Annotated in this window: 12 protein-coding genes; 2 read left to right on the forward strand and 10 right to left on the reverse strand. The window is 50.3% G+C overall.

Annotated features, from left to right (window positions below; all coding sequences use genetic code 11):
• Positions 1–883, forward strand: an 883-nt coding sequence (locus tag KK078_RS10085) for a sensor histidine kinase (protein WP_254090142.1), incomplete at its 5' end; no start/stop codon positions are given.
• A 68-nt stretch (positions 884–951) separates the two neighbouring features.
• Here KK078_RS10085 and KK078_RS10090 read toward each other — a convergent pair.
• The 10 genes from KK078_RS10090 to KK078_RS10135 form a co-directional block, all read right to left on the reverse strand.
• Positions 952–1,182: a hypothetical protein gene (locus tag KK078_RS10090; protein ID WP_254090143.1), complete on the reverse strand. Its 231-nt coding sequence runs from the start codon at positions 1,180–1,182 to the stop codon at positions 952–954.
• 107 nt (positions 1,183–1,289) lie between these two features.
• Positions 1,290–2,057: a hypothetical protein gene (locus KK078_RS10095; RefSeq protein ID WP_254090144.1), complete on the reverse strand. Its 768-nt coding sequence runs from the start codon at positions 2,055–2,057 to the stop codon at positions 1,290–1,292.
• Between the two features lie 259 nt (positions 2,058–2,316).
• On the reverse strand, positions 2,317–2,883 hold the full coding sequence (locus tag KK078_RS10100; protein ID WP_254090145.1) for a hypothetical protein: 567 nt from the start codon (positions 2,881–2,883) through the stop codon (positions 2,317–2,319).
• The gene (locus KK078_RS10105) at positions 2,883–7,388 is read right to left on the reverse strand and encodes a LamG-like jellyroll fold domain-containing protein (protein ID WP_254090146.1); all 4,506 of its coding nucleotides are present in this window, start codon (positions 7,386–7,388) and stop codon (positions 2,883–2,885) included. The genes KK078_RS10100 and KK078_RS10105 overlap by 1 nt, the downstream gene beginning before the upstream one ends.
• A gap of 3 nt (positions 7,389–7,391) precedes the next feature.
• A complete protein-coding gene (locus KK078_RS10110; RefSeq protein WP_254090147.1) occupies positions 7,392–9,659 on the reverse strand; it encodes an RHS repeat domain-containing protein in 2,268 nt (755 codons plus the stop codon).
• Positions 9,646–15,171: a hypothetical protein gene (locus tag KK078_RS10115; RefSeq protein WP_254090148.1), complete on the reverse strand. Its 5,526-nt coding sequence runs from the start codon at positions 15,169–15,171 to the stop codon at positions 9,646–9,648. The genes KK078_RS10110 and KK078_RS10115 overlap by 14 nt, the downstream gene beginning before the upstream one ends.
• 135 nt (positions 15,172–15,306) lie before the next feature.
• Positions 15,307–15,843 carry a hypothetical protein gene (locus KK078_RS10120; protein ID WP_254090149.1) on the reverse strand — a complete coding sequence of 179 codons (537 nt, stop codon included), beginning with the start codon at positions 15,841–15,843 and terminating at the stop codon, positions 15,307–15,309.
• A gap of 88 nt (positions 15,844–15,931) precedes the next feature.
• A complete protein-coding gene (locus tag KK078_RS10125; RefSeq protein ID WP_254090150.1) occupies positions 15,932–16,468 on the reverse strand; it encodes an OmpH family outer membrane protein in 537 nt (178 codons plus the stop codon).
• Positions 16,469–16,906: 438 nt separating this feature from the next.
• Positions 16,907–18,004: a hypothetical protein gene (locus tag KK078_RS10130; protein ID WP_254090151.1), complete on the reverse strand. Its 1,098-nt coding sequence runs from the start codon at positions 18,002–18,004 to the stop codon at positions 16,907–16,909.
• 298 nt (positions 18,005–18,302) lie between these two features.
• Complete coding sequence (locus KK078_RS10135) at positions 18,303–18,923, reverse strand: hypothetical protein (protein WP_254090152.1); 621 nt, start codon at positions 18,921–18,923, stop codon at positions 18,303–18,305.
• A 312-nt stretch (positions 18,924–19,235) separates the two neighbouring features.
• On the opposite strand from KK078_RS10135, the gene smc reads away from it, so the two are divergent.
• Positions 19,236–22,772, forward strand: coding sequence for a chromosome segregation protein SMC (gene smc, locus KK078_RS10140; protein WP_254090153.1), 3,537 nt, complete (start codon positions 19,236–19,238; stop codon positions 22,770–22,772).
• Positions 22,773–22,808: the final 36 nt, after the last annotated feature.

Below are 22,808 nucleotides of genomic sequence, written 5' to 3' on the forward strand. Positions count from 1 at the left end.
ACTCTTTCTCATTTCGATCGTCGCGCTGGTGTTCGGCGTGCTCATCGTGTTGCTCATTACGTTCAGCAATCGCCTGCGCCGGCAGAAGAAAGACCTGGTGCTGGCGAACGAGGAAGTGAAGCGCGTGAACGAAAACCTGGAAGCGATCGTTGAAGACCGCACGAAACTGCTCGCCGAGGCAAACCGCGAGCTCGATACCTTCCTCTACCGGGCCTCGCACGACCTGCGTACCCCCGTCTGCTCGATCATCGGCCTTTGCAACATCGCCATTCTTCTCTCCGACGGCGAGCCCAGGGAGCTGGTACAACGTGTCGTCAACACTACCGAGGCCATGGACAAGCTTCTGAAAAAACTGGCCATCGTCAGCGAGATCAACCAACCCACAGGCTATTCATCCATTACGCTCCTCGACATCGTCGAGAACGTACAGTACCGGTATCGCAATCTCATGGAAGAAAAACGCGTGACGTTTGTGGTAGACTGCCCGGCCGATCTCACCTTCCACTCCTATCCCAACCTGGTGGAAGTAGTGGTCAACAACCTCGTAGAAAATGCGCTCGTCTATAGCCTCATGCAGCACGGCGAAGGCTCACAAATCACGTTCAGGGCCACCGTAAACGGCCAGGTGCGGTTCAGCGTCCGTGACAACGGCATCGGCGTAGATGCTACCATCCAGCACCGCCTCTTCGACATGTTCTTCAAAGGCCACCCCGACTCGAAAGGCAACGGCCTGGGGCTGTACATCGTGCAGAAATCCATACAAGCACTCGAAGGCAGCATTGCGCTCGAGTCGGTGCCCGGCGAGTATACCGAGTTCACCGTGCAGCTCCCGATGCACGCCGATACGGCAAAGCTGAATGTACCCATTCAACAGCCCTTCTGAGAGAAGACAAAAATCCGCCACGGGCCCGCAAACAGCCCTTCGTGTCAAGTCTGGCTTCTTCGCGAAGCCTAGCTGACACGTATCTCTTTTAGTTGATCAGGTTGCGGGTTTTGTTGCAACGTATGGGATGCTGACTCAGTCTGTTGATCACGTGCTATCCGCACCGCCAGTTCTTTCTCCTGCTCCAACGTCAATCCGCCATGCGCATGCATCACCACTTCATAGATCATATACAGCGTACGCTCATCCATACGGTTAATAGCCTCCGTTAGCTCCGCCCGAATCTGTGCTGCTCCCATAATAAAACTGGTTTCTAACCGAATATAACCATTTCAAATCGATTTATCAACCAAAAAAAAGCCAGGGCTTGTTGCCCTGGCTGCCTGTATTCGTACGTTACCGAAGCTTACACCTCCCAGCTACCGCTTTCGTCTACCTGGCCATCGACGTAGTAAGCCCACTCGCCGTTACCGGCCGCATCCCATTCCATCGTGAACATCAATTCGTCATCCAGGACATACTTCGCTGAACCGGCCTTTGTTTTTGTATTGCCATTGATGGTTATTTCGAACGAAGATTCACCTTCGATACCGGATATGACAAAATCAAAATTGTCACCTGAACGCTTCCAGCTGTAAGTAACGAATACGGCGTCGTCGCCATTCATGGCGACGTAGATGTGCATCAGGCCTTCGCTGCCATCCTTCGTTTCTTCAGCATATATAAACCGCATCCAGTCATCCTCTTGAGAGAACTTCATAAAGATCTCAAATACATATTTGTCTGACTCTTCGCTTACCTGGTATGCCAGGCTCATGCCGCTGCCTTGCGGATCGGTCCAGGTATAGACCAGGTACTCTGTCTGCGCAGCAGCAACGCGCCCGTTGGCAACGGTAATCGGCGTTGTACTTTTCGCAGCGCCTTGCGGCGGCTTGAAATATTGCGAGTAGCCGGTCATCGCATTGGCCATAGCCACATAGGACGAGGCCAGGCCTGCATAGGTGTCGTCCGAGCTGGCCATAGCCGAAGGCGTACTAATGACGCTGCTTGACCCCGACAGGCTCATGCTTACATCTTCCAAGCTCTTTTCTGGTGTGGCATCATCCTCCTTCGAGCACGAAAACGCCGCCGCCGAAAAAGCAACCAGCAACAGGAATTTGTTGATTTTTTTCATAGAAAGGTGATAAAGTTGGTGATGGTGAATTATGCAGGCAATTTTGAACTTTTCCACCAGTTTAAAAAACGCCGGACAGCGGAATAACATGCTTTTGACGTTATAGTATTAGATGTGTAGAATATCCGTTATACACTTATAACATCCGTTTCAGTGACTTTGCTGGTGAATTTAGCCACGTGTCTATGGGGCGCGGCGTACCGAACACAATTTCCCTCCAGCGACAAAGCTAATTCGCAATTCTCTTCATTTACTTTTGCTATCCCCAAACCTGATATATACGATCAACAACCCACTTATTGGATTGCACCTTAATAAAAAAAATCATACCGCGGCTGCAATCATTTCCGCAATTTATAGCCACGTATAGAGCTCCTTTATTTTTAGTATGATCAAACACTACATTCGAAAGTGAAAAAGTGCCATAGTATTTCGGATCATTCAATAGAGAATCATCCATATCAAAATACAAGGTCGTGCTTCCAAAAGTCATCTCATGTTTAGAGAACCTCAACGAATCGTCCGCCGATTTCCTTAAAGAATCAAGCATCACCAAACGTTCCGGACTGCTTTTGTCCGGCTTTTCAGAAAAATATTCCGTTAGATTATCATAACCGAAGTATTCGACCTTGTCAGGAATCAATTCTAAATGAACCAGATAACGATCATTTAAATCATACACTGTCGACAACGAATCTACTATCATTGGGAGGACGTCAACTAGCACTTTCTCTCCAGCCTCTGTGTTTTCGCGTTTATCCGCTACGCAGCTTGCTAAAAAGAAAAGGACATTAACTATTATTGTCGTACCGGTTATTTGAGTCATTATTGCTTGGTTCGTTGTTTAAATGCCTTGATAATAGAATCCTGTTGTTTTAGACCATCAACGACCGTTTTAGAAACCGAATCTTCAAGATTCATCTTCTTAGCACGCTCCATCGTTATCCCCGTCACCTCTTCAGACACCCATTGGCCTTCTTCCACCTCTGTCCAGCGTCTAAACGCTTCTTTTTCAGCAAGTTTGTCAGCATGCTCTTTCAGTGAATTGTACAGTGCTTCCGCCGCACCATCAACTTTAAGAACTGCATTCACAATGTTATCTATTTTAGCCGAGAGATCAAGATTGTTTACTGTGAGCGTTGTGTTGTCTATACTTCCCTTATTCAGCGTGGTGCGCTCAAAGAATGACAACAATTCGCTCACTTCTCCAAGCTTGATATGCTCGACCTTCATGCCGACCTTCCAATCTCTACCCTGCAAAACTTGCCCGCCGCCACCGAAAGTACCGTCTCCCCAAATCACTACACCATAGTTCGGGTTCTCTTCAAAGAACTGGGAAAGAAGCATATTAAGATCACTCCTAAATGACTCGAAACCTTCCGGTGTAAAAAGACTAATATCCTTCGGAAGCGCTTTATCTACAGCCGTAAAATCAATATCAACAAGCGTAACCCACCCGTGGGCAGTCATTATTTGTCCGTCCTGCACCGTGCCTATTTCCGGATCCGGGCAGTTGCCCGTCTCACACCCCCCCGTAGGATCAACCGAATTAACCGGATTGTTGTTCATCGCCAAATACGGAGACCAATGGACATCCTGCGGGTCAGGAACCAGCCACCTCCCAATAATAGGGTCATATTCGCGCATCTCAAAATGATTCCAGCCCGTCTCCTCATCGTGTTCGGCAAACTGCCCCTGGTAGCCATGACGATAACGCTTATTAACGGGTTTCAGCACCTCATCAATATCTTCTGCAGACGCCCCAGCCGCCAATAGGCGAATCTCCGAATCGCTCAATGCCTTATCGAAGACAAAAACTTCGTCCACACTACCGTGCATCGGCAACAAGACACCCGTGCTCGAATTTCGCGTGGCACCAATCACCGCATCATATGATGACGCACCGGTGCTGTAAGCGGTGATCGGCGTACTCTGGCCATCCCGCACACCGTCCAGGTAAAAGTAAAACGACTTACCATCGCCTACTACCGCTACGTGGTGCCAGCTCAGGTCGCTGATGGCAAAGTCATTTCCGGCCCCGAGGTTTAAGCCCCCTGACTCGCCTGTGCTGGAGCTGAACCGTAACGCCCGTTCGCCGTATTCATTACCAAAGGTTTCATAGGCAAAGGTAAATCCCTTCCGGCTGACCGTGTTTGAACTACCGATGATAGCGCTACGCGCGCTCAAATCACTCAATTTAATAAACGCCGTGATCGTGAAAACACCGGTATTCTGAATGAAAGACAAGTCGTTAGCCGAGCCGGCCAACCCAATGTAATCGTCCACACCGTCAAATTTATACGCTTGGTTGGCATTACCATCTCTGTCCGCCGTCTGCGTGGCCCCCATCACCGTACCGTGCATGTTGCCGCTCGCTTGATTTTGAGCGTTGCCTGTAAATGCATATTGTCCCTTCATTCCTTTGGTGATGCTCTCCCGGGGCGTCATGTCTTCGCTCGATGTCGTCCGAAGTACATCACCCCATACGCCGTAGTCGGTAGATTCCGAGACATATGCCGCCGTATGCGTCACGCTGAAGTCGTCAAACCACACCTCTGTTCCCGGGCTTTCGTTAGATACCCACACATAAATGTATTTTCCGCCAGCGGGAACAATCACCGGTTCGTTCATATTTACCCGCGCATGCATATTGGGGATGATTTCCTCTCCTGTAAAAAATCCGGCTTCTTCCGGGATAGGCACCCGATCTGAACCGATGTTATTCATGGAGGCATCAAAAACGATATAATTGAGATACGCCGCAGGCTGATCGGTACCGACCGCCTTGCCGGCCCAATTTCCGGCTATCAGCGCCTGATCAAATAACTGCGTGGTCCGCGTCGTTGTCATACCGTCAAAACCTCCCGTAAAGGAAAAACTTGCCCCCAACAGTGAAGGCAGCAACATAAGCTGAAGGCCGTTGCCGTAGGACTCTTTTATGTGATACCGCACGTAGGCCTCCGCAGTAACAGTGTCTCCCGGTGATACAGCCAGCGCGATAGCGGGGCCCATAGACTGTTCCGTTGCACCGGTCCAATACAAGTAGGCCGACATCTTCGGATCGGCAACAGTGGTCGCTGACGGCGACGTGTGGTTCATAAATCGATCTTCCTTCTGTGTCTCCTGGAGATTGAGAAAATATTGTAACTCCTCCACACGTGGGTTATGAATACTCTCTTCGCCGCTATCCTCCATCGTTGCCGTATATGTGACGACATTCTCCCGCACCAGTGCGCGTACGTTGCCGAGATGGTCAGTCATCTCGTAGCACATGCTACCATCCTGCTTTGGATAGTATGTGCCGAGTTTGCCCGCCCCGTACACGGGGATTTCCGTCTTCACCAACGCACTCATATTACCCGAACCGGGTATTCCCTCCTGTTCATAAGTACTGAGCACGTTGCCCGACGCATCACGAATATACCACGTCGTGCGATTGTCCGGGTAATTGATCTTTGCCAGGCGGAACCCGCGATCGTCGTAACGATACTCAACCTTTTTATCTTCCGGCCTTTTCTGATCGCTTGTATATACCGCCACCACCTTACCGGTAATGTCATAGTCGATATACTGATCTTCACCCGTCTCCTTATCTGCACCGGTCATCCGCCCGACTGCGTCATAGGTAAACGCATTTGTGTAACCACTAACCGACATGAGGCGGTTCTTTTTGTTCGGATCGTATGTATAGGCAAATTTATGCTGTTCCTGTGCCGCTTCATTGTAACGATGCAATGACTGAATATTCCCATTAGCGTCATAGGCCATACCCGATATTCGGTACTTGTTCCCACTCATCGAATACGTATTTAATGTATTGTTCACATCAGCCCAACTCGCATCGAGTACCTGATATTTATCATCGTATTCATAAATATACATTCCCGTCAAGTCTACGCCCTCCGCACCATACGCCTTCGAGGTACGCCAGCGAACAGCGCTAATCAGGCCATTGTACACTGGGATTGCCTGGGTACTGGCTTTGACCGCATCGGTGATACGTACTTCTATCTCACCGCTCTTCAGCGTCAGCGGCAGTGTCGGGTGGGTAATCGTCCACCTGTAAAACCCTGCAACAGGAACGGTAACATTCGGTACACTATAAGTCTGATTAGAATTATCTGTATCTCCAGTAGCCGCGACCCACGTACCCGCCGCACCTTTTTTTTCCCAGGCAACGGTGCCATTGACACCTTTCGGTGATGCCGCAAGCTCCAACGCCCCGTTGGCCGGTACATCTACGCGACTTACCAGGTCATTTACCTTTTGCGGCGAATACAGCAGGCTTTTGAAAATCGATGTCGTGGTCCCGGCAATGAACAACGGTTCCAGCTTGTCAAAGCCCAGGTAATTGTTTGAAATAGATAATGTGAGTTGCGCGGTATTAAAATTAGAGGGGGTGAACACGGGCATGCTCGTCAAAGCATTATCCCGAAAATCCAACGTCGTCAGTTTCGTGCAGCTCAAAATACTGTTGGGTATGGAGGTGAACGCATTATTGCGGGCCTGCAACTTCACCAACTCCGGACACTGATCGACAGTCGATGGAAACGCCCCACTGAAATTATTATCGTATATAAGAAGTTGCGTGAGCTTTGGCCAGTTTTCCAACGAGGGAAACTCGCCAGACAAGTCGTTGTTGTATACCAGGAATTCAATTAATTCGCTAAACTCACTGTATGAGTCCGGAATCCCCTCCTGAAAATAGTTGGAATATGCATGAAAGTACTTCAAATTTCTACATCCCACCAAGGGCGGAAGCTTGCCATAAAATTGATTCTGGTGTATATACAGGATCGTCAATTGCGTTAAGGCGGACAAGGAAGCTGGAATTTCGCCCGACAATCTATTCTTCCATACAGCAAGCTGCGTGAGATTGGTCAGGTTACCGAGTGTAGACGGCAACTCACCGGTCAGCAGGTTGCCGGCCAGGTTCAGTACCGTCAGGGCCGATAAGTCTCCCAGCGACACGGGAATGCTCCCGGACAATTTGTTTGCGTCCAGTCGCAATGTCTTTAATTGCTTGAGGTCTCCCAGCTCCGCCGGCAACTCACCGACCAGGTTCGCTGCATTAAACGATAGGCTTGTGATATCGCCGTTCTGCACGATAACTCCCTGCCAGGTGCCCATCGTCGCAGCTGTCGCTGTCGCGGGCCAGGTAGCTAGTGTTGGCCAGTTGGACCGCTTCGTCCAGCTGTCGCCGCCCAAGCTGGTATAAAACTGCTTCAATGCAGCCAACTCAACGGCATCTGGTACGACGTTCGTTTGCGCCCCCGATGATGTGCTGAAAAACAGGCCTGCCAGAAAAAAGAATCGAAAAATAGTACGCATGGCCTATTTGTTAGAAGGGACTATCAAAGAATGAAGGGTGTCTTTATATCGGTCTCCACCGGTACCGAAGTCCTTCAAAAAAGGACTCGCTGAATTCTCCAATGGTGGCGATTCCGGGATGAACCGGATCAGCGGCGGGTGATTGACCGCAAGCCGATGCTGTTCCGGAACGTTATGTCCCCGATAAGGGTCCGGAACGGCCGCCGTCGGAAACAAGTTGTTCATGTCGCTTTTATAATAATCAAGCACCATACCGAACGCATCGTTCCCGTCATGCCCCGGGTCTTGCAGGGGGTCCGGGTGATTGATCTGAGTCAACCAGCCCTGAATATTGTAAACAAAATCAACCCCTTGTGTTTTACTGCCAAGCTCAATACGTTTTAGAGGGCCGTGGAGATAATATTCGTAGGTTGCTCGCAATTTCCGAGGCCCTGCAACCTGCTCGCTTGTGTATACCTTATCGAGACGTTTATCTGTATCATAGGTGTAGTGATGATAGAACTCTTCCTGTAACTCACCGGCTGCACTATACGTAAGATTCGATACCTGCAAGACGTTGCCTAAAAAATCATAGGAATACTTCACAACGAAAGAAAACGACACATCTTTTGGCTTCTGAATCATCCAGAGAACACGTCCGTACTCATCATAACTATACCACGTTGTGACGTTAACGTTTTCCGTATAAGACACGGCCCCGCGCATATTGGTTTGCGTATAGGCTGCCTTTGGAAGGTGAGTGATGGCATGTAATCCGACCGTGGGACGCAGGTCCGAAAGGTCATATGCCGTTTTTAGCCAATCACGCGTATTGTTCCGCAGAAAATAAACCTGATCGATATATTCCAGTTGAGCATCAAGTGAAGCAAAGGAATATGTTGCGTCGGTACACTCTCCCGATTCTATTGGGCGGCCTAGCCTGTCGTAGTGGGTGTACGCAAAATAGCCAGCGGAAACCTGATCGGCTCGTTGAGAAAAACGCAACCGGCCATCCTTCCGATATTTATACTGTATCTGACCTTTGTCCGGATCCATCATGGACAACAGCCACCCCTTAAAGTTATAATTATAGGTGATCTTGGCCGCCTCCACAATGGATTTATTTTCTTTCAGAATTTGCCGCACACTATTCGGCGGCATTTCCGCCACTATGCGCCCATAAGCGTCATAAAAATAATAGGCAATATCTTTAAGATATAGCGAACTGGTAAATTGCGCATCATACCAATTGAAACCTGGTTGCCAGTTAACTTTAAAAAAACCATCACTAAAATAATTTAGCCCTCCTCTCCTCTCGGGGCCAGAAGAATGATCAATTGACAGCAAATCCCGTAGCGTAAAATACGGAGATGGTATATTTCCACCACCCGAAAGCATGACCTGTACGTCTTGTGGATTAAACAAATAAAAATCGCGTGTGAGCCGTCGGGTTGGACTTGATGTAACACTGTGCGACCTTAACAATTTCAAATCATAGTCATCCGGCGTCCCTGCCAATGCCGTCATCAGTGTGTTACCCCTCGTGTCTACTATAGAAATCGAATATTGGCGATTCTCGTCGCGGGTAACACGAACGATAGCCTTATTTTCGTAGATTGGATAGTCAGGGAAAATTGCAAGTTGAATAGCATAATAGTTTCCCAGCTCCTCCTTAGCGAGGAACGTGCGACTAGCCCTTTCCGTATCACGGCCATTTCCTATACGATGCGATTCACCCGCTTGCGCTTGAAATCGGACTCCCTCCGTTCCGTCATTATAGTAGTCGATCTGCGAATACGGAAAATCGGAAACCGGTACGTTACGCTCCATATTGTTTTCACTTCCATAATACCACCCCAAGGTTCCCCGAACACTGTGGCCAACTTTACCAGGTGCACCGAAGTCGGAGTATCCGAATTTTGCATTTGTCTCGTTTACAAAAAACAAATCCTTATAATGGAATCTCCAATCGCCAATGGGCGCAGGCAACGTGGTCATCACCGGCCTTCCGTTAGCATCTCGAACGATCGTCGTGGCAAGCACCTCGTTGCGGCTAACATTCTTCCGCTGGGTCTGAAGCGGCTCACCGGCCAACCCAAAATATTCTTTCATTTGTGAAACAATTGCTCCGTCGCGATCATAGAAAATGGTCTCAATCCGATTGAGTGGTAAGTCATCTATATGCGTCTGTCCAAAGACGTCCATCACCGGCAAGAAAAAAACCACAAACAAAACGCCCCACACGCGTAACACTATTTGCTGAAACATGGCTTCGTTATTAATTTTCCTCATGGTGATAGCGCGTTTTTATCTCTTTAACTTTTACACGAGTAGTCGTACCAAGAGAGAGTGTCTCCTGCCAGACACTGGTCAATGCTCCTCCTGCATCATACTCATAGTATGTATAAATATTGTTATTATCCAGCACGTGCGACACCAATCCATGGTCATTGTAGAGATAGGAAATCATAGGTGCATCGCTCCTGTGAGCCCGGAAATCATCTATATAAATAGGCATTGATCCGTTATTGGCCAGACGGACCTGGACCGCCTTTCGAAGTTCCGTATGCAAAGCATCGACACCGACGGGAATATCCAGCTCACATAAGTACCAGGGCCCCGAACGTTTCATCGCTGCCCAATCAATAGGATACGGCTTAACAGTCGATCCATTAGGATCATCCACAAACTCGACAGTAACCTGGGGATTGTTCATGCCATATAGCCAGAAGCTAACATGCAATTGGCCGTCCAGGCTTCGGGGATCCAGCGCTACGTTGATGTCCGCCTTGAGTCCTCGCTTACCAGCCGCCAGCGAAAGCGTCGCATTTCCGGTATGCGCTTCGTGTGACCGGTCGATCATACCATCACCCAGCATCAGGATGTCGTCTGCTGTTGCGAATTGCCGGTCTTCTTCAAATCCAGAGTAAGCAAACTCGTCGTACTGCCCATTCGTTACCAGCGCTTCCTGCCGCAGCAGATCTGCAGACATCCGCGTTGAGGTATACAGGCCGTTTTCATCAACGGCCTCCAATACGTGGGAATAGACATCGTATAAAGTAGCCGCCTTATTAAACTTCCATCCGGCTGGTGCTCCCGTCTCCCAATCCGCATACTTTTCCCATGCCGTAAAATTGGTCTGATTCTCAAGCTTATAGAGGCCTCTGGCCGTCAGAGGAAAAGTATCATCTCCGACAAACACATAATTCGCATTCTTGCGCCAAACTTGCTGTTCCTTACTCTGACTGTGATCCGGGTAGACCACGTCTATTTGATTTGACCACGTCTGCACATCAGCGGAAATAAGTCCACTATACGTGCCATCAGTGTTCGCGTCATATACACGCGCCACGGTTTCCTGGGTGAGCATATGCTTGTTGAAGGGATTTTTCAGTTTGAGGCCCATACCCCTAAAACCGCTTGACAACTGTGCCTCCGTCATGCCCGAATACTCGTAGATCCGGTAGGCAGGTGTTACCTCTGTCATCACCCAGTTATTACCGTTCTTCACCAATGTCTTTGTCGGCCGACCTGAATAGGAGTCGAACTCCCAGAATTCGGTTTTGGTCTCTGTATCCAGCTTAACATTTCGCTCCGTTATCGTGGTCATCGGGTTTGGGCGATCGATCCGCTTCAGCTGGATGAATTTCTGGCTGTTGAGAATCTCGTACACCGGCATATTGATCTCAGTAGCCATATACTCCTTGTTCGTGACATGTTTATTAAAGATCTGCTCGATCGTTCCCTGACGCAAGGCTCTCATCGCCGGTTCGAAAGATTCGTCCACGTCGTCCCACAAATACCCATAAATCGTCTCGCTCAGTAGTGCAAAGTCTTTTGCGTACCGGCGCTCCGTCAGTATGCTGCCTACACTCGCTACATCATTTGTCAATACCCGGTCCCATTGCTGCGGCGCAGTTCCGCGCTCACGTGTGAGCATGTCCTCGGTAAAAGTTTTGAAGGTGTATGCCGAATAACTATCGGCTGATTTACCGTCATACGAGTCCTGCACATCTACCCTACCATACATCACCCCTGGCGCGGGCGCCTCTCGTCCAAACACGAGTACCGGCATGTACATCGTATTTAATAAAGCTTGAAAGCTGGCCCGGTCACTGGTAAGCTTTACCTTGTTCGCATCCCAATCTGGTTGACTGGCCAGCGAATTGAAGAATGGAATATCGGTCGGAAAATTGACCGAGACGCTATTAAAGGGAACGTAGCTTGTCACCCCATTTGTATATTTATATTCGGTCGCGCGTTCATGTCCACCGAATTCGGCCATACGGACGGCTTTGACACGAATTCCCCCGATTGGCTTAGTTGAATTGTCACCTAGCGAGACAACCGCTCCGGAAATAAAGTAGCGTTGATATCCAGCAGGCGATCGCCGTGCATTCGACAGATTCGTGGATACTACCGTAATCTGGTCGGGCAGTACATTGGTTACCGTTACATTCTCGTCAAAAAAGACCGACGTATAATTCGTTGTCATAAATAAGGCTGTCACCGGGATGACACTACCAATAGAAAAGAACTGCGTTAGGTCAAGACCTTTTTCCTTGAGACGAATATTAAAATCATCGTCAGCTGTTGTGGGAACAACGTCATTGATCCTCTCAATACTAAACACGGTATTCTTATTGTAGACGGACTTATCATATGTATTAGCCTCGTATTCCAATTTGATTTTCCCACCGGTCGGTGTACCAATCTCTGTCAGAGACCAGGCATCGACGTTTTGCGCTGAGAGACTCGTAATTCGGCGGGTACCTTCGAAGGTTTCACCATTTTCCGTCACCGTCGAGTAGTCACTTTTATAATAGCCCCATAAATCGTATCGGTCCTTATTGTATCCCGGATTCTTGGCGTATGCAAATGTCACGGGTGGCATCGCCCGCTCACTATTGGGACCTAATATTTCAACCTTCTTAAGCGTCAGCTTCCCTGTCCGGTAATATGCCACTGGCCCCCCTTTGATATCAGCCAGGGCGTCTGGACACGGCCCCTCATTCCAAACTTGCGAATAAAGGAAAGAATTCAACGGGTATTTTGCATAAAAGGCATCTTTCCGAGTCTCGTTACAACAGTGCGGTGTAGGCACATAGCAAGATGACGGAACCGAGGGCCATTCAAAATTTAAATCCGGATCGCTGCAAGCCTCGGTACACGGCTTGCCAGAGCTGCTGTAATAGTCATAGCTATTAGGCACTCCCCATGTAGGCTCCGCGGCATCAAACAGTGAATAATCTGTATTGAACACAACAGTCTTTAACGCCTTGCTCTTAAACGCGTGGCCCTGCTTCTCCAGGTTCGCAATATCTTCGTCGTCCAATACCAGGTCGCCATTGTGATATTTCACTGTTATGCCGTCCTCCCCAGGCTTTATGGTCGTCACTTTCCCAGCCTGGTATGGCCACGGATCCTGATGACGATACCCTTCACCGGCGTAAAACGGTGCATACGGATAAAAATACGGTTGAGAGATTGGCGCCTGGTCATACTTATCCCCCCCGGCCTTCGTCACAGGTATAGCGGCCAAATCCTTTTTATTGAACAAATAGATAGCGTCCAGTTTCAGTGTACTGACGGGGCTCACCGAAAACTCGAGTGTTGCACGTTCGCCAAAGCCACTGGGTGTGTTTGGATAACCATCGTCCGTGAGGCTCCCATTAAACATATACCACATTTTGTACTGCCGAGGGTTACTGCCGCCTTCCAGCCGTGACGTTACGCCTTTTCCGTCCTTCCGCTTGGATTTTACAAATAACGCCTTGTGCGACTTCGTCTCGATCGCATCCAGGTAATAAAGTTCTTTGATCCCGTACGCAAAAGATTCATATTCACTCTCAAAATCAGACAAGTAGCCTGAGTGCGGCGTACGCCACTGATAACTATCCGTCCACTTTCCATAGTCGAATTTCACCCAGTAACCAAAATCCTCATCATCCAGAACGCCGTTGGGGGCTCCGTTGGCACCGCCCCGATCGACATAGTCCGGGCCGGTAACGGCAGTCAACAGCCACGTATATGCATACGGCTCTTCATTTTTCACCTCATTGATCGTAGCAACTCCCTTCAACGGTTTTTTCATCTTTGTACGAGTGTATTCATTATAGCTATACACCGGTAAAGCGTAATGATACGTAACGCCGCTTTCATTAGTAACCATAAAGCCACCAATTCGCCTGTTCAGGTCAACAATACGTGGCTTCAACGATGGATAGCGATGAGCTGCATTGTATGTATTCTTTAGATTTGTCGGATAAGTATCTTGCGTAAAAATTCCGCCACCTTTGCCATGCACATCTTCCCATGCTACAGGAAGACAAGACTCAGGTTGCAGATAATCTGTATATATAGGCATGAAACGGGTACGTTGCAACGGATCGGCATATGTATCGATAAATCCTTTTGATTTTGCTCCGCCCGAACGAATTTCCTCAGTTGTAAACCATTGAATATCTTTTGATCCTGCCAGTTTTCGTTGAGTTCCTGTATCGTCGTACCCATCAGCAATCGCGTGAATATTACTATTGCCCTCCAGGTGGATATTGTCATTCGCCGTGGTCCCTGTGAGATTCGCCCACTCCATCCAAAGTGAATTGCTGAAATCATTTTTAAACCGAAACTCGACTTTTTTGTCCGGCAACGCACGAAGGGACTTATACTTAATCGTTGGATAGTACGTCATCGGCACACCGCTGATAGGATTCTTAAAGTAGGAATTCTGACCATGCATCGGAGTGTTCGTAAAATGAACGGGTTCCATCATGCCGCCTATTCCCTGCCCTAATACCACATATTGGTCGTTCGCTGGCAGTGCCCCACCCGCCTCGCGCGAGGGATCTGCTACCGTCGTCGGATTGGTAAGCCCAGGCTGCATACCACTATGAATTTCCGGCAGATCGTATATATCGCCTGAATAAGATCTGAACTCCGCAAAATCAACACTCTGTTCAGCGCGTGTCCCATTGGTGTATACAAAGTGGTCGTCATGATCATCAACACGACCGGGATAGAGCGCACCATAACTATAGATTGCATCGGACTGGTCAGACCAGTATCGGGTGTAGAAGTTTTTGATGGCAAAGCTGCCAAACCAAAAGGCAGCGGAGCCACCGTCGGTCGAGGTCCGACGAATAGAAAGCGAGCCCGTATTGTTCGTAGATCTTTTTCCAAATCTGGGCATAAGGTTTTCACCGGCAACATTGGCATTCACACTCACACCGTCGGTGCCAATAGAAAAGCCAACGTTGACATTGTTATATGAATATCCAACATTAGCCTTTCTGCTTACACTAAATCCCTTATAGGTATCCTGCGTATGAGCAAGGTTGTAGCTAATGCCTAGTCCACGTATCGGCAAATTGACGCCGATCGTCCAGGTTTTGGTCCTCGTTTCTCCTCCGCCCCAATAATCACGCTGCTCGCGACGCGTGTTATAGTTGTCGTCGGCAAAACCGTCTACCGTGCGGTTTATAGCACCGGGGTTTAAGGTGAAGCCTAATCCCACCCACGAAGCCTCCTGGTCAGTCTTGACCCCAGCATGGTAGGACAATGACATGGGATATCCCCCCGATGGGCCAGGCACTTCCAACACTGGCATGTTATACGTCATTTCACCGGTAAGCAAGTTAACCATGTCGGTTGTATCGACGGGCTCAAAACTAGAATACTCTGGTGAGGTTGGGCCAGCGGTCAATGCCCATGATACCGCAGGTACCACCGTGCTGATTAGGATTTCCAACAAAAAAAATACGGCAAATGCCTTCAGCAAGATTCGGTTACGGATCAGCTTCATACTCAGGTGCGCACAGGCGCTTATTTTAAAGGATAGATAAAACTATATACCGACTGCTTTTTCACAGCAGCCTCATAACACAATCAAAGTTAAAAAGCCACAACCTGGCAATACCGTTGTCCAGCGCTGTGCGAATCAGAATGCCAGTGCCGGCACATTCTCCAGATCGCTGCGCTTAAAGCGAAAACGTTGGTTGCCGATCCCCATCCCAAATTCATTCAGGTTGAATTGCACCCATTCCTGGTCCGTCGCTTTTTCACGAGAGAAAACAAACAACACCTCCGTGGCGCTGCTCATGCCATACGTACGATTGAGCATAAAGTCGCCAACAGGTATCGTGTCCTGGGCGCTGGTTGTCAGCGTAACGTACTCGGGCATGTGGAACGAGAGAACTTGCACCAGCTCGCTGTATTGGCCGAAACCCTCCTGAACCTGGTGCAATGCTTCTTTCTTGTCTTGCGAAAAACTTAGAATGAAATAGTAATAGCGATCGTATTTCTTGCGCAGCGAATCGATTTGGGCTTTCCGCGGTGTTTCACCGTCTAACTCCTGGGCTACCCATAGATCTGTCGGACGATATTGAATATTCACCTCCGTTCTGCCAATCGTTACCGATTGCCTTACGCCGTTCTCTTCATCGCCGACAAATGCGATGAGCTCATCTTTCGACAAATGGCCAGGGCTGCAAGCAACCGTCGCACACGCTACACAAATCAGTAACAGTCGGACAAACATCGTGGAAGGCATTGTGTCTGTCTATTTATTTACCGACGTATTCGTTGTTCAAGCCTTCCAGTACCTTTTCGGTAATATCCAAACCTTCGTCAGCATACGCTATATTGCCATATTCCGTCGCTGCCAGAATGATTTTATAGCCGTTCGCTTCACCGTATTTCTTGAGATAGGCATTCACCTGTGTCACCACCTCGCCGGTCATTTTTGAATCTTCCTGCTGGGCCTGCGTGTTCATGGCCTGTTGGTAATCCGTAAATTGCTTTTGCTTCGTACGGATGAGCTCCTGTGAAAGCTGGCGCTCTTTCGCGCTCATGCGCGGGCTTTCCTTTTCATACGTAAAAATCTGCTTTTGCACTTCCGACGCCAATGTGTCGATATTGGCTTTCCATGCGCCGGCTTTTTGTTGATACGCTGCACGAGCATCTTGCATGCCTTTGTAGCCATTCATCAATTTGACAGAATCCACATACACGACATTCTGACCTTGGAAAAACAAAACACCTAAGAAGATGACGAACAACAAATTGAGCACACCAAGGCCCACAAGAATACGCTGCAGCATATTATAATCTGATTTTTAGCTTGTTATCAACTAGAGGGATGCGGTTAATTCGCCGATGCCAGACAACTGATATACGCCGAAATTACCGAATTCAGCTATCAATGTGTTTTATGACCGATGAATTGAAATCGTTTCAAAGTTACCACACTTTTTGTGCAAAACAACAGACAATACCGTAATTAACATACACGCAGCGTGAACATACTGATTCAATCGATACCGCAAATCGCGACGCCCGATTTCTGCATGCTCCTGATTTCCAATAAACACAACGCCCGTACTATTGGGCCTGTTTTTGCAGCGTTACGCAGCGGTAACGTTGTGGCTGTCGGGATCTTCAGTCCGCGGGGACCTGAACAGTTTTGGCTTAGATTACCGATCACGCCAGTATTTCAGTGCCGCGCAGCGGATCTGACTTCGTAGACGCTTTATTTTAGCTCATTGGTAACCGCTAAAGTACACGTCCGTCACTCCTACCTCAAACACACGCTCACTTTTCGTGGCGGCGGGCTCGACCGCCCGATTCCCTGTCGAAATATAAGTATAGGCAACTTTCCGCGGATCGGCTGGCGGTTCACGAAATGCCTTCGGTGCAGCGGGCGGTGCCGGCGCGAGGCCGGATGCCGAGGGGATATCCTCCTGCGGATCGTCTGCCAAAAACGTTTCCGGCAAAAAGGCGTCGGTATCTCCAAAAGATCCTATATTCGGTATAATTTCATCTGTTGGACCGCTCCCGGCGACAGACAGAATTTTTGCGGCGCCTGTACGTTTGATCTGTTTAACCGTACCGTTGTCGTGAAGTACGCCGAACTGCACCCCTACTGTGAGTTGCAGGCTGTAGCCGGCATCGGGCGGAATGGCGTTCTGTAGTGCGATGTCGAGTGTCTGCGCGGGCGAGCCTTTTAGCGAAGAATACCAGGGAGTTTCGGCTATCGCCCAACCCTGCATGCTGTCATACCATTGCGGCGGCGCGTATTTGCCGGTCTGGCTGTTGAACTCAAAGTCGGGCACAACGCCCAGGCACACCACCAGGCTGTACGCCGGGTGCGGACCGTTGGGGAAGAAGTTGATGTCGCGTACCAGCCTGGGGATGTTGATGCGGGCCGACCCGGTGGCGCGGTCGATGGTACAGGTTACCGGCGTGCGGACCATCGAGTCGAACGTGGTATATTTATTCAGTGAAAAGCCCTGGAGTAATTCCGGGTGTTGCGAGAGGCGGATGGCGCGACGACCCAAGACGCTGACGCCGTCCAGTTTTTGGATCTGTTTCAGGGCTTTGTTGACGAAGCCACTAAAGTTGTAGTCGGCCAGGGCCTTCATGGGGTGCATCATGAACCGCACTTCTTTGCCCATGGTGGAACAGCCGCCGAACTCGGTCATCCAGAGCCGCGCCGTGGCAAACCGGCGCGAGGTGCGAATGGTTTCTTTGCTTGCGCCACCCTTGCGGCGGATGACGGTCTTGTCGGTGCCGCGCATTTTATACGCGGTGAAGTCGCCGAGGCTTCCACTAAATTTCAGTTCGGTTAGATAGGCCATACAGGTTTGTTTAAACGGTTATAACGAGGTCACTATACGAACGCCACGAGGGTCCAAACGGTATCCACGAACAATATAGCAACTTCCTATACTACCAAGATATAGATTACACTTAATTTATTTTTTAATAGAAGATAACCTACATCTTATTAGATGTAGGTATAAAGTAGCTAAGCACTAGCTTAGTTCTGGACTAAAACTGGTTTATCCTGGCTCGATATATACTTTTGAGGGAAAACCGGCTCGCCGGTCACAAATGTGAACAAAATGTGAATAACTATGTGGATAATATCGCTCGTTACCGCAGCTGTCCGTCGTCGGCAAGATCCTGATTATACCGTTCCATCGCGGCACCGATCTTTCTTTTGCGTAGCAGCGCCATGGCGGCTTCATTTTCCGACATGATCTTACCCAGCCGTTGTACGTCGGCGGCTTCAATGGGTCCGTCGGGTTCCAGCTGCATGTAGACCACACGGCTCAACGTCTCTTCGGGATAACGCGAATAGCCTCTAACGGCCCCCGTTACGATGCGAAACACCCACCCGCCTTTGTGCGGCACGCCCTCTAACGTGCGGCGGCTGTTCACGATGCGGTTCACACGCAGCGTGCTGTCGGGTTTGACGATGCGGTAGTGGTGTTTCCCGCCCATGACAAAGATATCGCCCCAGCTATACTGCTCGATGCGGCCGGTCTCCTGAAACGTGCTGTCGCATTTGAGCTGAACTTCGTAGCGGTGCCGCCGGTTTCCGCCGGGGACGCTCTTCTTGGTGACCGATCCGTAGGGGCTCATCAAAAACTGTACGGCACGCATGCGGCGGACGTTGGCGAGGGTGTATGTGTCATCCTGCGACACAGTGGGTTGTGCGAACGTGTTAAACGCAAATAATACGGCCAGTGCCGGCAGAAAAGATCGGATCATGGGGGGAGAAGGTTTTGCTGTCATCAAATATCCGAACGATGGCGACCCCGCGCCTTTGGCGGCGATCGAAAAAAGCACATGGGTGATTTCGGGCGTTTTTTAGGCTGCCGGAGGGTAAAAAATCCTCCAAAACGTCGTTTTTAGCGTCCTGGCGGCATCTCAATTTTAATTTTGAATTGCCCGATACGACACGTTATCTTTGCCGACTTCTCCTTTTCCTGACGGGCCGTTACCACAAGGTTACATTACCCTCAAGATCAGGACGGAAGATAGGTACAGCGGTTTTTTACAATCTATAACAATCGATAGAGCATGCAATTAGCGAAACTGGAGATCAAAGGCTTCAAGAGTTTTGCCGACAAGGTCGTGATCAACTTTGACGAGGGGATCACAGGGATCGTCGGGCCGAACGGGTGCGGGAAGTCGAACGTCGTCGACTCTATCCGGTGGGTGCTGGGGGAACAGAAGACCAGTGCGCTGCGCTCAGAGAAGATGGAGAACGTGATCTTCAACGGCACGAGCGGCCGCGGCGCCCAACAGATGGCGGAAGTGGCGCTGACCATCAACAATACCAAGAACATTCTGCCCACGGAATATTCGCAGATCACCATCACCCGGCGCTTGTACCGCACCGGTGAAAGTGAGTACCTGCTGAACGGCGTAACCTGCCGTCTCAAAGACATCACTAACCTGTTCCTCGACACCGGGGTGGCTTCCAACAGCTACGCTATCATCCAGCTGGGCATGGTCGACGACCTGCTCAACGACAAGGACCACTCGCGCCGGATGCTGTTTGAAGAAGCGGCCGGGATCTCGAAGTTCAAGAAACGCAAAAAGGAAACGCTCAAGAAGCTCGAAGACACCGACGCCGACCTGGAGCGTGTAGCCGACCTGCAGTTCGAGATCGAGAAGAACATGAAGAGCCTCGAAAAGCAGGCCAAGCAAACGGAGACCTACTACCGCGTCAAGGAAGAATATAAGGCCAAGAGCATTACCCTGGCCAAGGTGGTGGTGAACAAACAAAAGGACAAGTTCGACGCTATCAGCAAACAAGTGCAGGCCGAGAACGATCGCAAGATCGGCATGGCAGCCGACGTGGCGGAGAAGGAAGCGTCCATCGAGAAGGAGAAGGCCGACCTGGTCATCAAGGAGAAGACCCTGAGCTCGCGCCAGAAGGCCATCAACGAGTTCGTGTCGAAGATCCGCCAGTACGAAAGCGAAAAGCAGATCAAGAACGAACGTCTCAAATACCTCAACGACCGGGCTAACGGCCTGCGCGACCAGATCGAGCAGGATAAGAAAAGCAACGAGCGCGCGCGCTTCAGCGTGCAGAGCCTCGAGGGCGAGCGTGGTACGGCAGAGGGCATTCTGGAGGAGATCACCCAGAAGCTGGAGCGCCAGAAGGCCGAATACGAAGACCAGAAACGCATCACCAACGAGCTGCAGACGCAAGCCGATTCGCTGCGTCGCGTACAACGCGAGAAGCAGGAAGAAAGCTTCCAGATCAACAAGGCGGTAGAGATCCGCGAGATCCAGGCGTCGTCGCTCAAGCAGGAGCTGGAAAAGACGGCCTCCGATACGTCGCTGCAAAACGCCAGCCTCGTGGAGTTCGAAAGCAAACTGAAAGTATTGCAAGAGGAGCTCGACAAGGGCAACGCCCAGCAGGACCGCCTGAAGAAAGAAGAGGAAGAAGTGCAGGGCCGCATCACGGCGATGGAAAAGACCATCGAGATGATCCGTGAGGAGATGAACGTGACCGGCCGTAAGCTCGACGCCCGTCAGAACGAGTATAACCTCACCAAGTCGCTGGTGGAGAACCTGGAGGGCTTTCCCGAAGCCATCAAGTTCCTCAAGAAGAAGGTGGGCAAGAATGCTCCCCTCCTGTCGGACATCCTGACGACGTCGGAAGAGTATCGCGTAGCGATCGAAAACTACCTGGAGCAATACCTCAATTACTATATCGTCGACCACGAGTCGGAGGCATACGATGCCATCAACATCCTGAGCGACGCGGCCAAGGGCAAGGCGCACTTCTTTATCCTCGACTCGTTCGATAAGTTCGAGTCCACGCCGGGCCGGATCTACGACAACGCTTTCCCGGCAACGGAGATCATCGAGTACGATCAGAAGTATCGCAAGCTGATGGCCTACATCCTCGACAAGGTATATATCTACGAGGGTGACATGAAACACCTGCCGGCCAGCGACGACAACACGTTCATTACCAAGAACGGTAAGCTCACGCGCCGCAAATTCAGCATCTCGGGCGGTTCGGTGGGCCTCTTCGAAGGGAAGAAGATCGGCCGCGCCAAGAACATGGAGAAGCTGGAGAAGGAGATCAAGGAGCTGACTTCCAAGCTGGACGGCATTCGCAACAGCCTGCTGGAAAAGCAAGCCGACCTGGAAAAGCTGCGCAACAACAAGATCCGCCAGCAGATCGACGAGGTGCAGAACACCATCCGCCAGGTGAACGAAGAGTATGTTTCCTTCCGCACCAAGCGCGAGCAGTTCGCCGAAATGCTGAGCAGCGCCGACCTGCGCCGCGAGGACATTCTCGAAAAGATCGATACCCTGCGCCAGGAACTGGAGGAGCTTCGTCCCAAAGCCAAGGAAGTACAACGCGACTACGAAGCGCAGGAAGAACGCCTGGCCGACATTGCGCAGGACCTGGCCAGCAACAACGAGCTGCTGACGCAGAAGTCCGCCGCCTACAACGAGCAGAACATTTTCTTCCACCAGCAGGACAACCGCGTGAAGAGCATCGACCAGGAGATCCGCTTTAAGCAGGAGTCGATGGAGCAGAGCGCGCAGCGCATCGACGTCAACGTCGAGGAGCTGAAAAAGAACGAAGAAGAAGTAAAACGCATCATCGAAAATACCCAGAGCAACGACGACGAGCTGCTGGGCATGTACGAAGAGAAAGAGGCGATGGAAAAAGGACTCGCCGAAGCGGAGAAAGATTACTACGAAGCCCGCGGCCAGATCGACAAAGTGGAGAAGTCACTGCGCGAGATCCAGCACCAGCGCCAGGCGATCGACAATACGCTGATCGAGCTGCAAGGCCAGCTGAACGAAAGCAAAATGCACCTCAACTCAGTGAAGGAGCGTCTGTCCGTCGAGTTCAACGTAGACCTGGATACGGTCGTGGGAGAAGCGACACCGGAAGAGGCAGAGCAACTGAGCGCCCTGGACGAAGTGAAGGTACGCGAGGAAGTGCAGAAGATCCGCAACCGCCTGGACAACATGGGCCCCATCAACCCGATGGCGATGGAAGCTTATACGGAGATCAAACAACGCAACGACTTTATCATGGCACAGAAGGACGACCTTCTCAAGGCCAAAGAGTCGTTGATGAGCACGATCGGCGAGATCGAGGGCGTGGCGAGCACGACCTTTATGGATTCGTTCAACAAGATCAAGGAGCACTTCATACGTGTATTCCGGTCGTTGTTTACGGAAGACGACCACTGCGACCTGCGCCTGGTCGATCCGAACAACCCGCTGGAGTCGGATATCGATATCATTGCCAAGCCGAAAGGCAAGCGCCCGCTGACGATCAACCAGCTGTCGGGTGGTGAGAAGACGCTGACGGCCACGGCCCTGCTGTTCTCGATGTATCTGTTAAAGCCGGCACCGTTCTGTATCTTCGACGAAGTGGACGCGCCGCTGGACGACGCCAACATCGATAAGTTCAACAACATCATCCGGACCTTTAGCAAGGACTCTCAGTTTGTGATCGTAACGCACAACAAACGTACGATGACTTCCACGGACGTGATCTATGGTATCACGATGGTGGAGAAAGGGGTTTCGCGTGTGGTGCCGGTGGATTTGAGGGAAATGGCGTAAGGCCTTCCAGCGAATAATTTAAAAGCCCGTTACGCT

Source organism: Dawidia soli, assembly GCF_018598185.1.
Classification (GTDB): Bacteria; Bacteroidota; Bacteroidia; order Cytophagales; family Cyclobacteriaceae; genus Ohtaekwangia; species Ohtaekwangia soli.

Bases quoted from the DNA above. Each gene is read 5' to 3' on its own strand.
- KK078_RS10090 (WP_254090143.1), bottom strand. From the start codon at position 1,182: ATGGGAGCAGCACAGATTCGGGCGGAGCTAACGGAGGCTATTAACCGT.
- KK078_RS10095 (WP_254090144.1), bottom strand. From the start codon at position 2,057: ATGAAAAAAATCAACAAATTCCTGTTGCTGGTTGCTTTTTCGGCGGCG.
- KK078_RS10100 (WP_254090145.1), bottom strand. From the start codon at position 2,883: ATGACTCAAATAACCGGTACGACAATAATAGTTAATGTCCTTTTCTTT.
- KK078_RS10105 (WP_254090146.1), bottom strand. From the start codon at position 7,388: ATGCGTACTATTTTTCGATTCTTTTTTCTGGCAGGCCTGTTTTTCAGC.
- KK078_RS10110 (WP_254090147.1), bottom strand. From the start codon at position 9,659: ATGAGGAAAATTAATAACGAAGCCATGTTTCAGCAAATAGTGTTACGC.
- KK078_RS10115 (WP_254090148.1), bottom strand. From the start codon at position 15,171: ATGAAGCTGATCCGTAACCGAATCTTGCTGAAGGCATTTGCCGTATTT.
- KK078_RS10125 (WP_254090150.1), bottom strand. From the start codon at position 16,468: ATGCTGCAGCGTATTCTTGTGGGCCTTGGTGTGCTCAATTTGTTGTTC.
- KK078_RS10130 (WP_254090151.1), bottom strand. From the start codon at position 18,004: ATGGCCTATCTAACCGAACTGAAATTTAGTGGAAGCCTCGGCGACTTC.
- KK078_RS10135 (WP_254090152.1), bottom strand. From the start codon at position 18,923: ATGATCCGATCTTTTCTGCCGGCACTGGCCGTATTATTTGCGTTTAAC.
- smc (WP_254090153.1), top strand. From the start codon at position 19,236: ATGCAATTAGCGAAACTGGAGATCAAAGGCTTCAAGAGTTTTGCCGAC.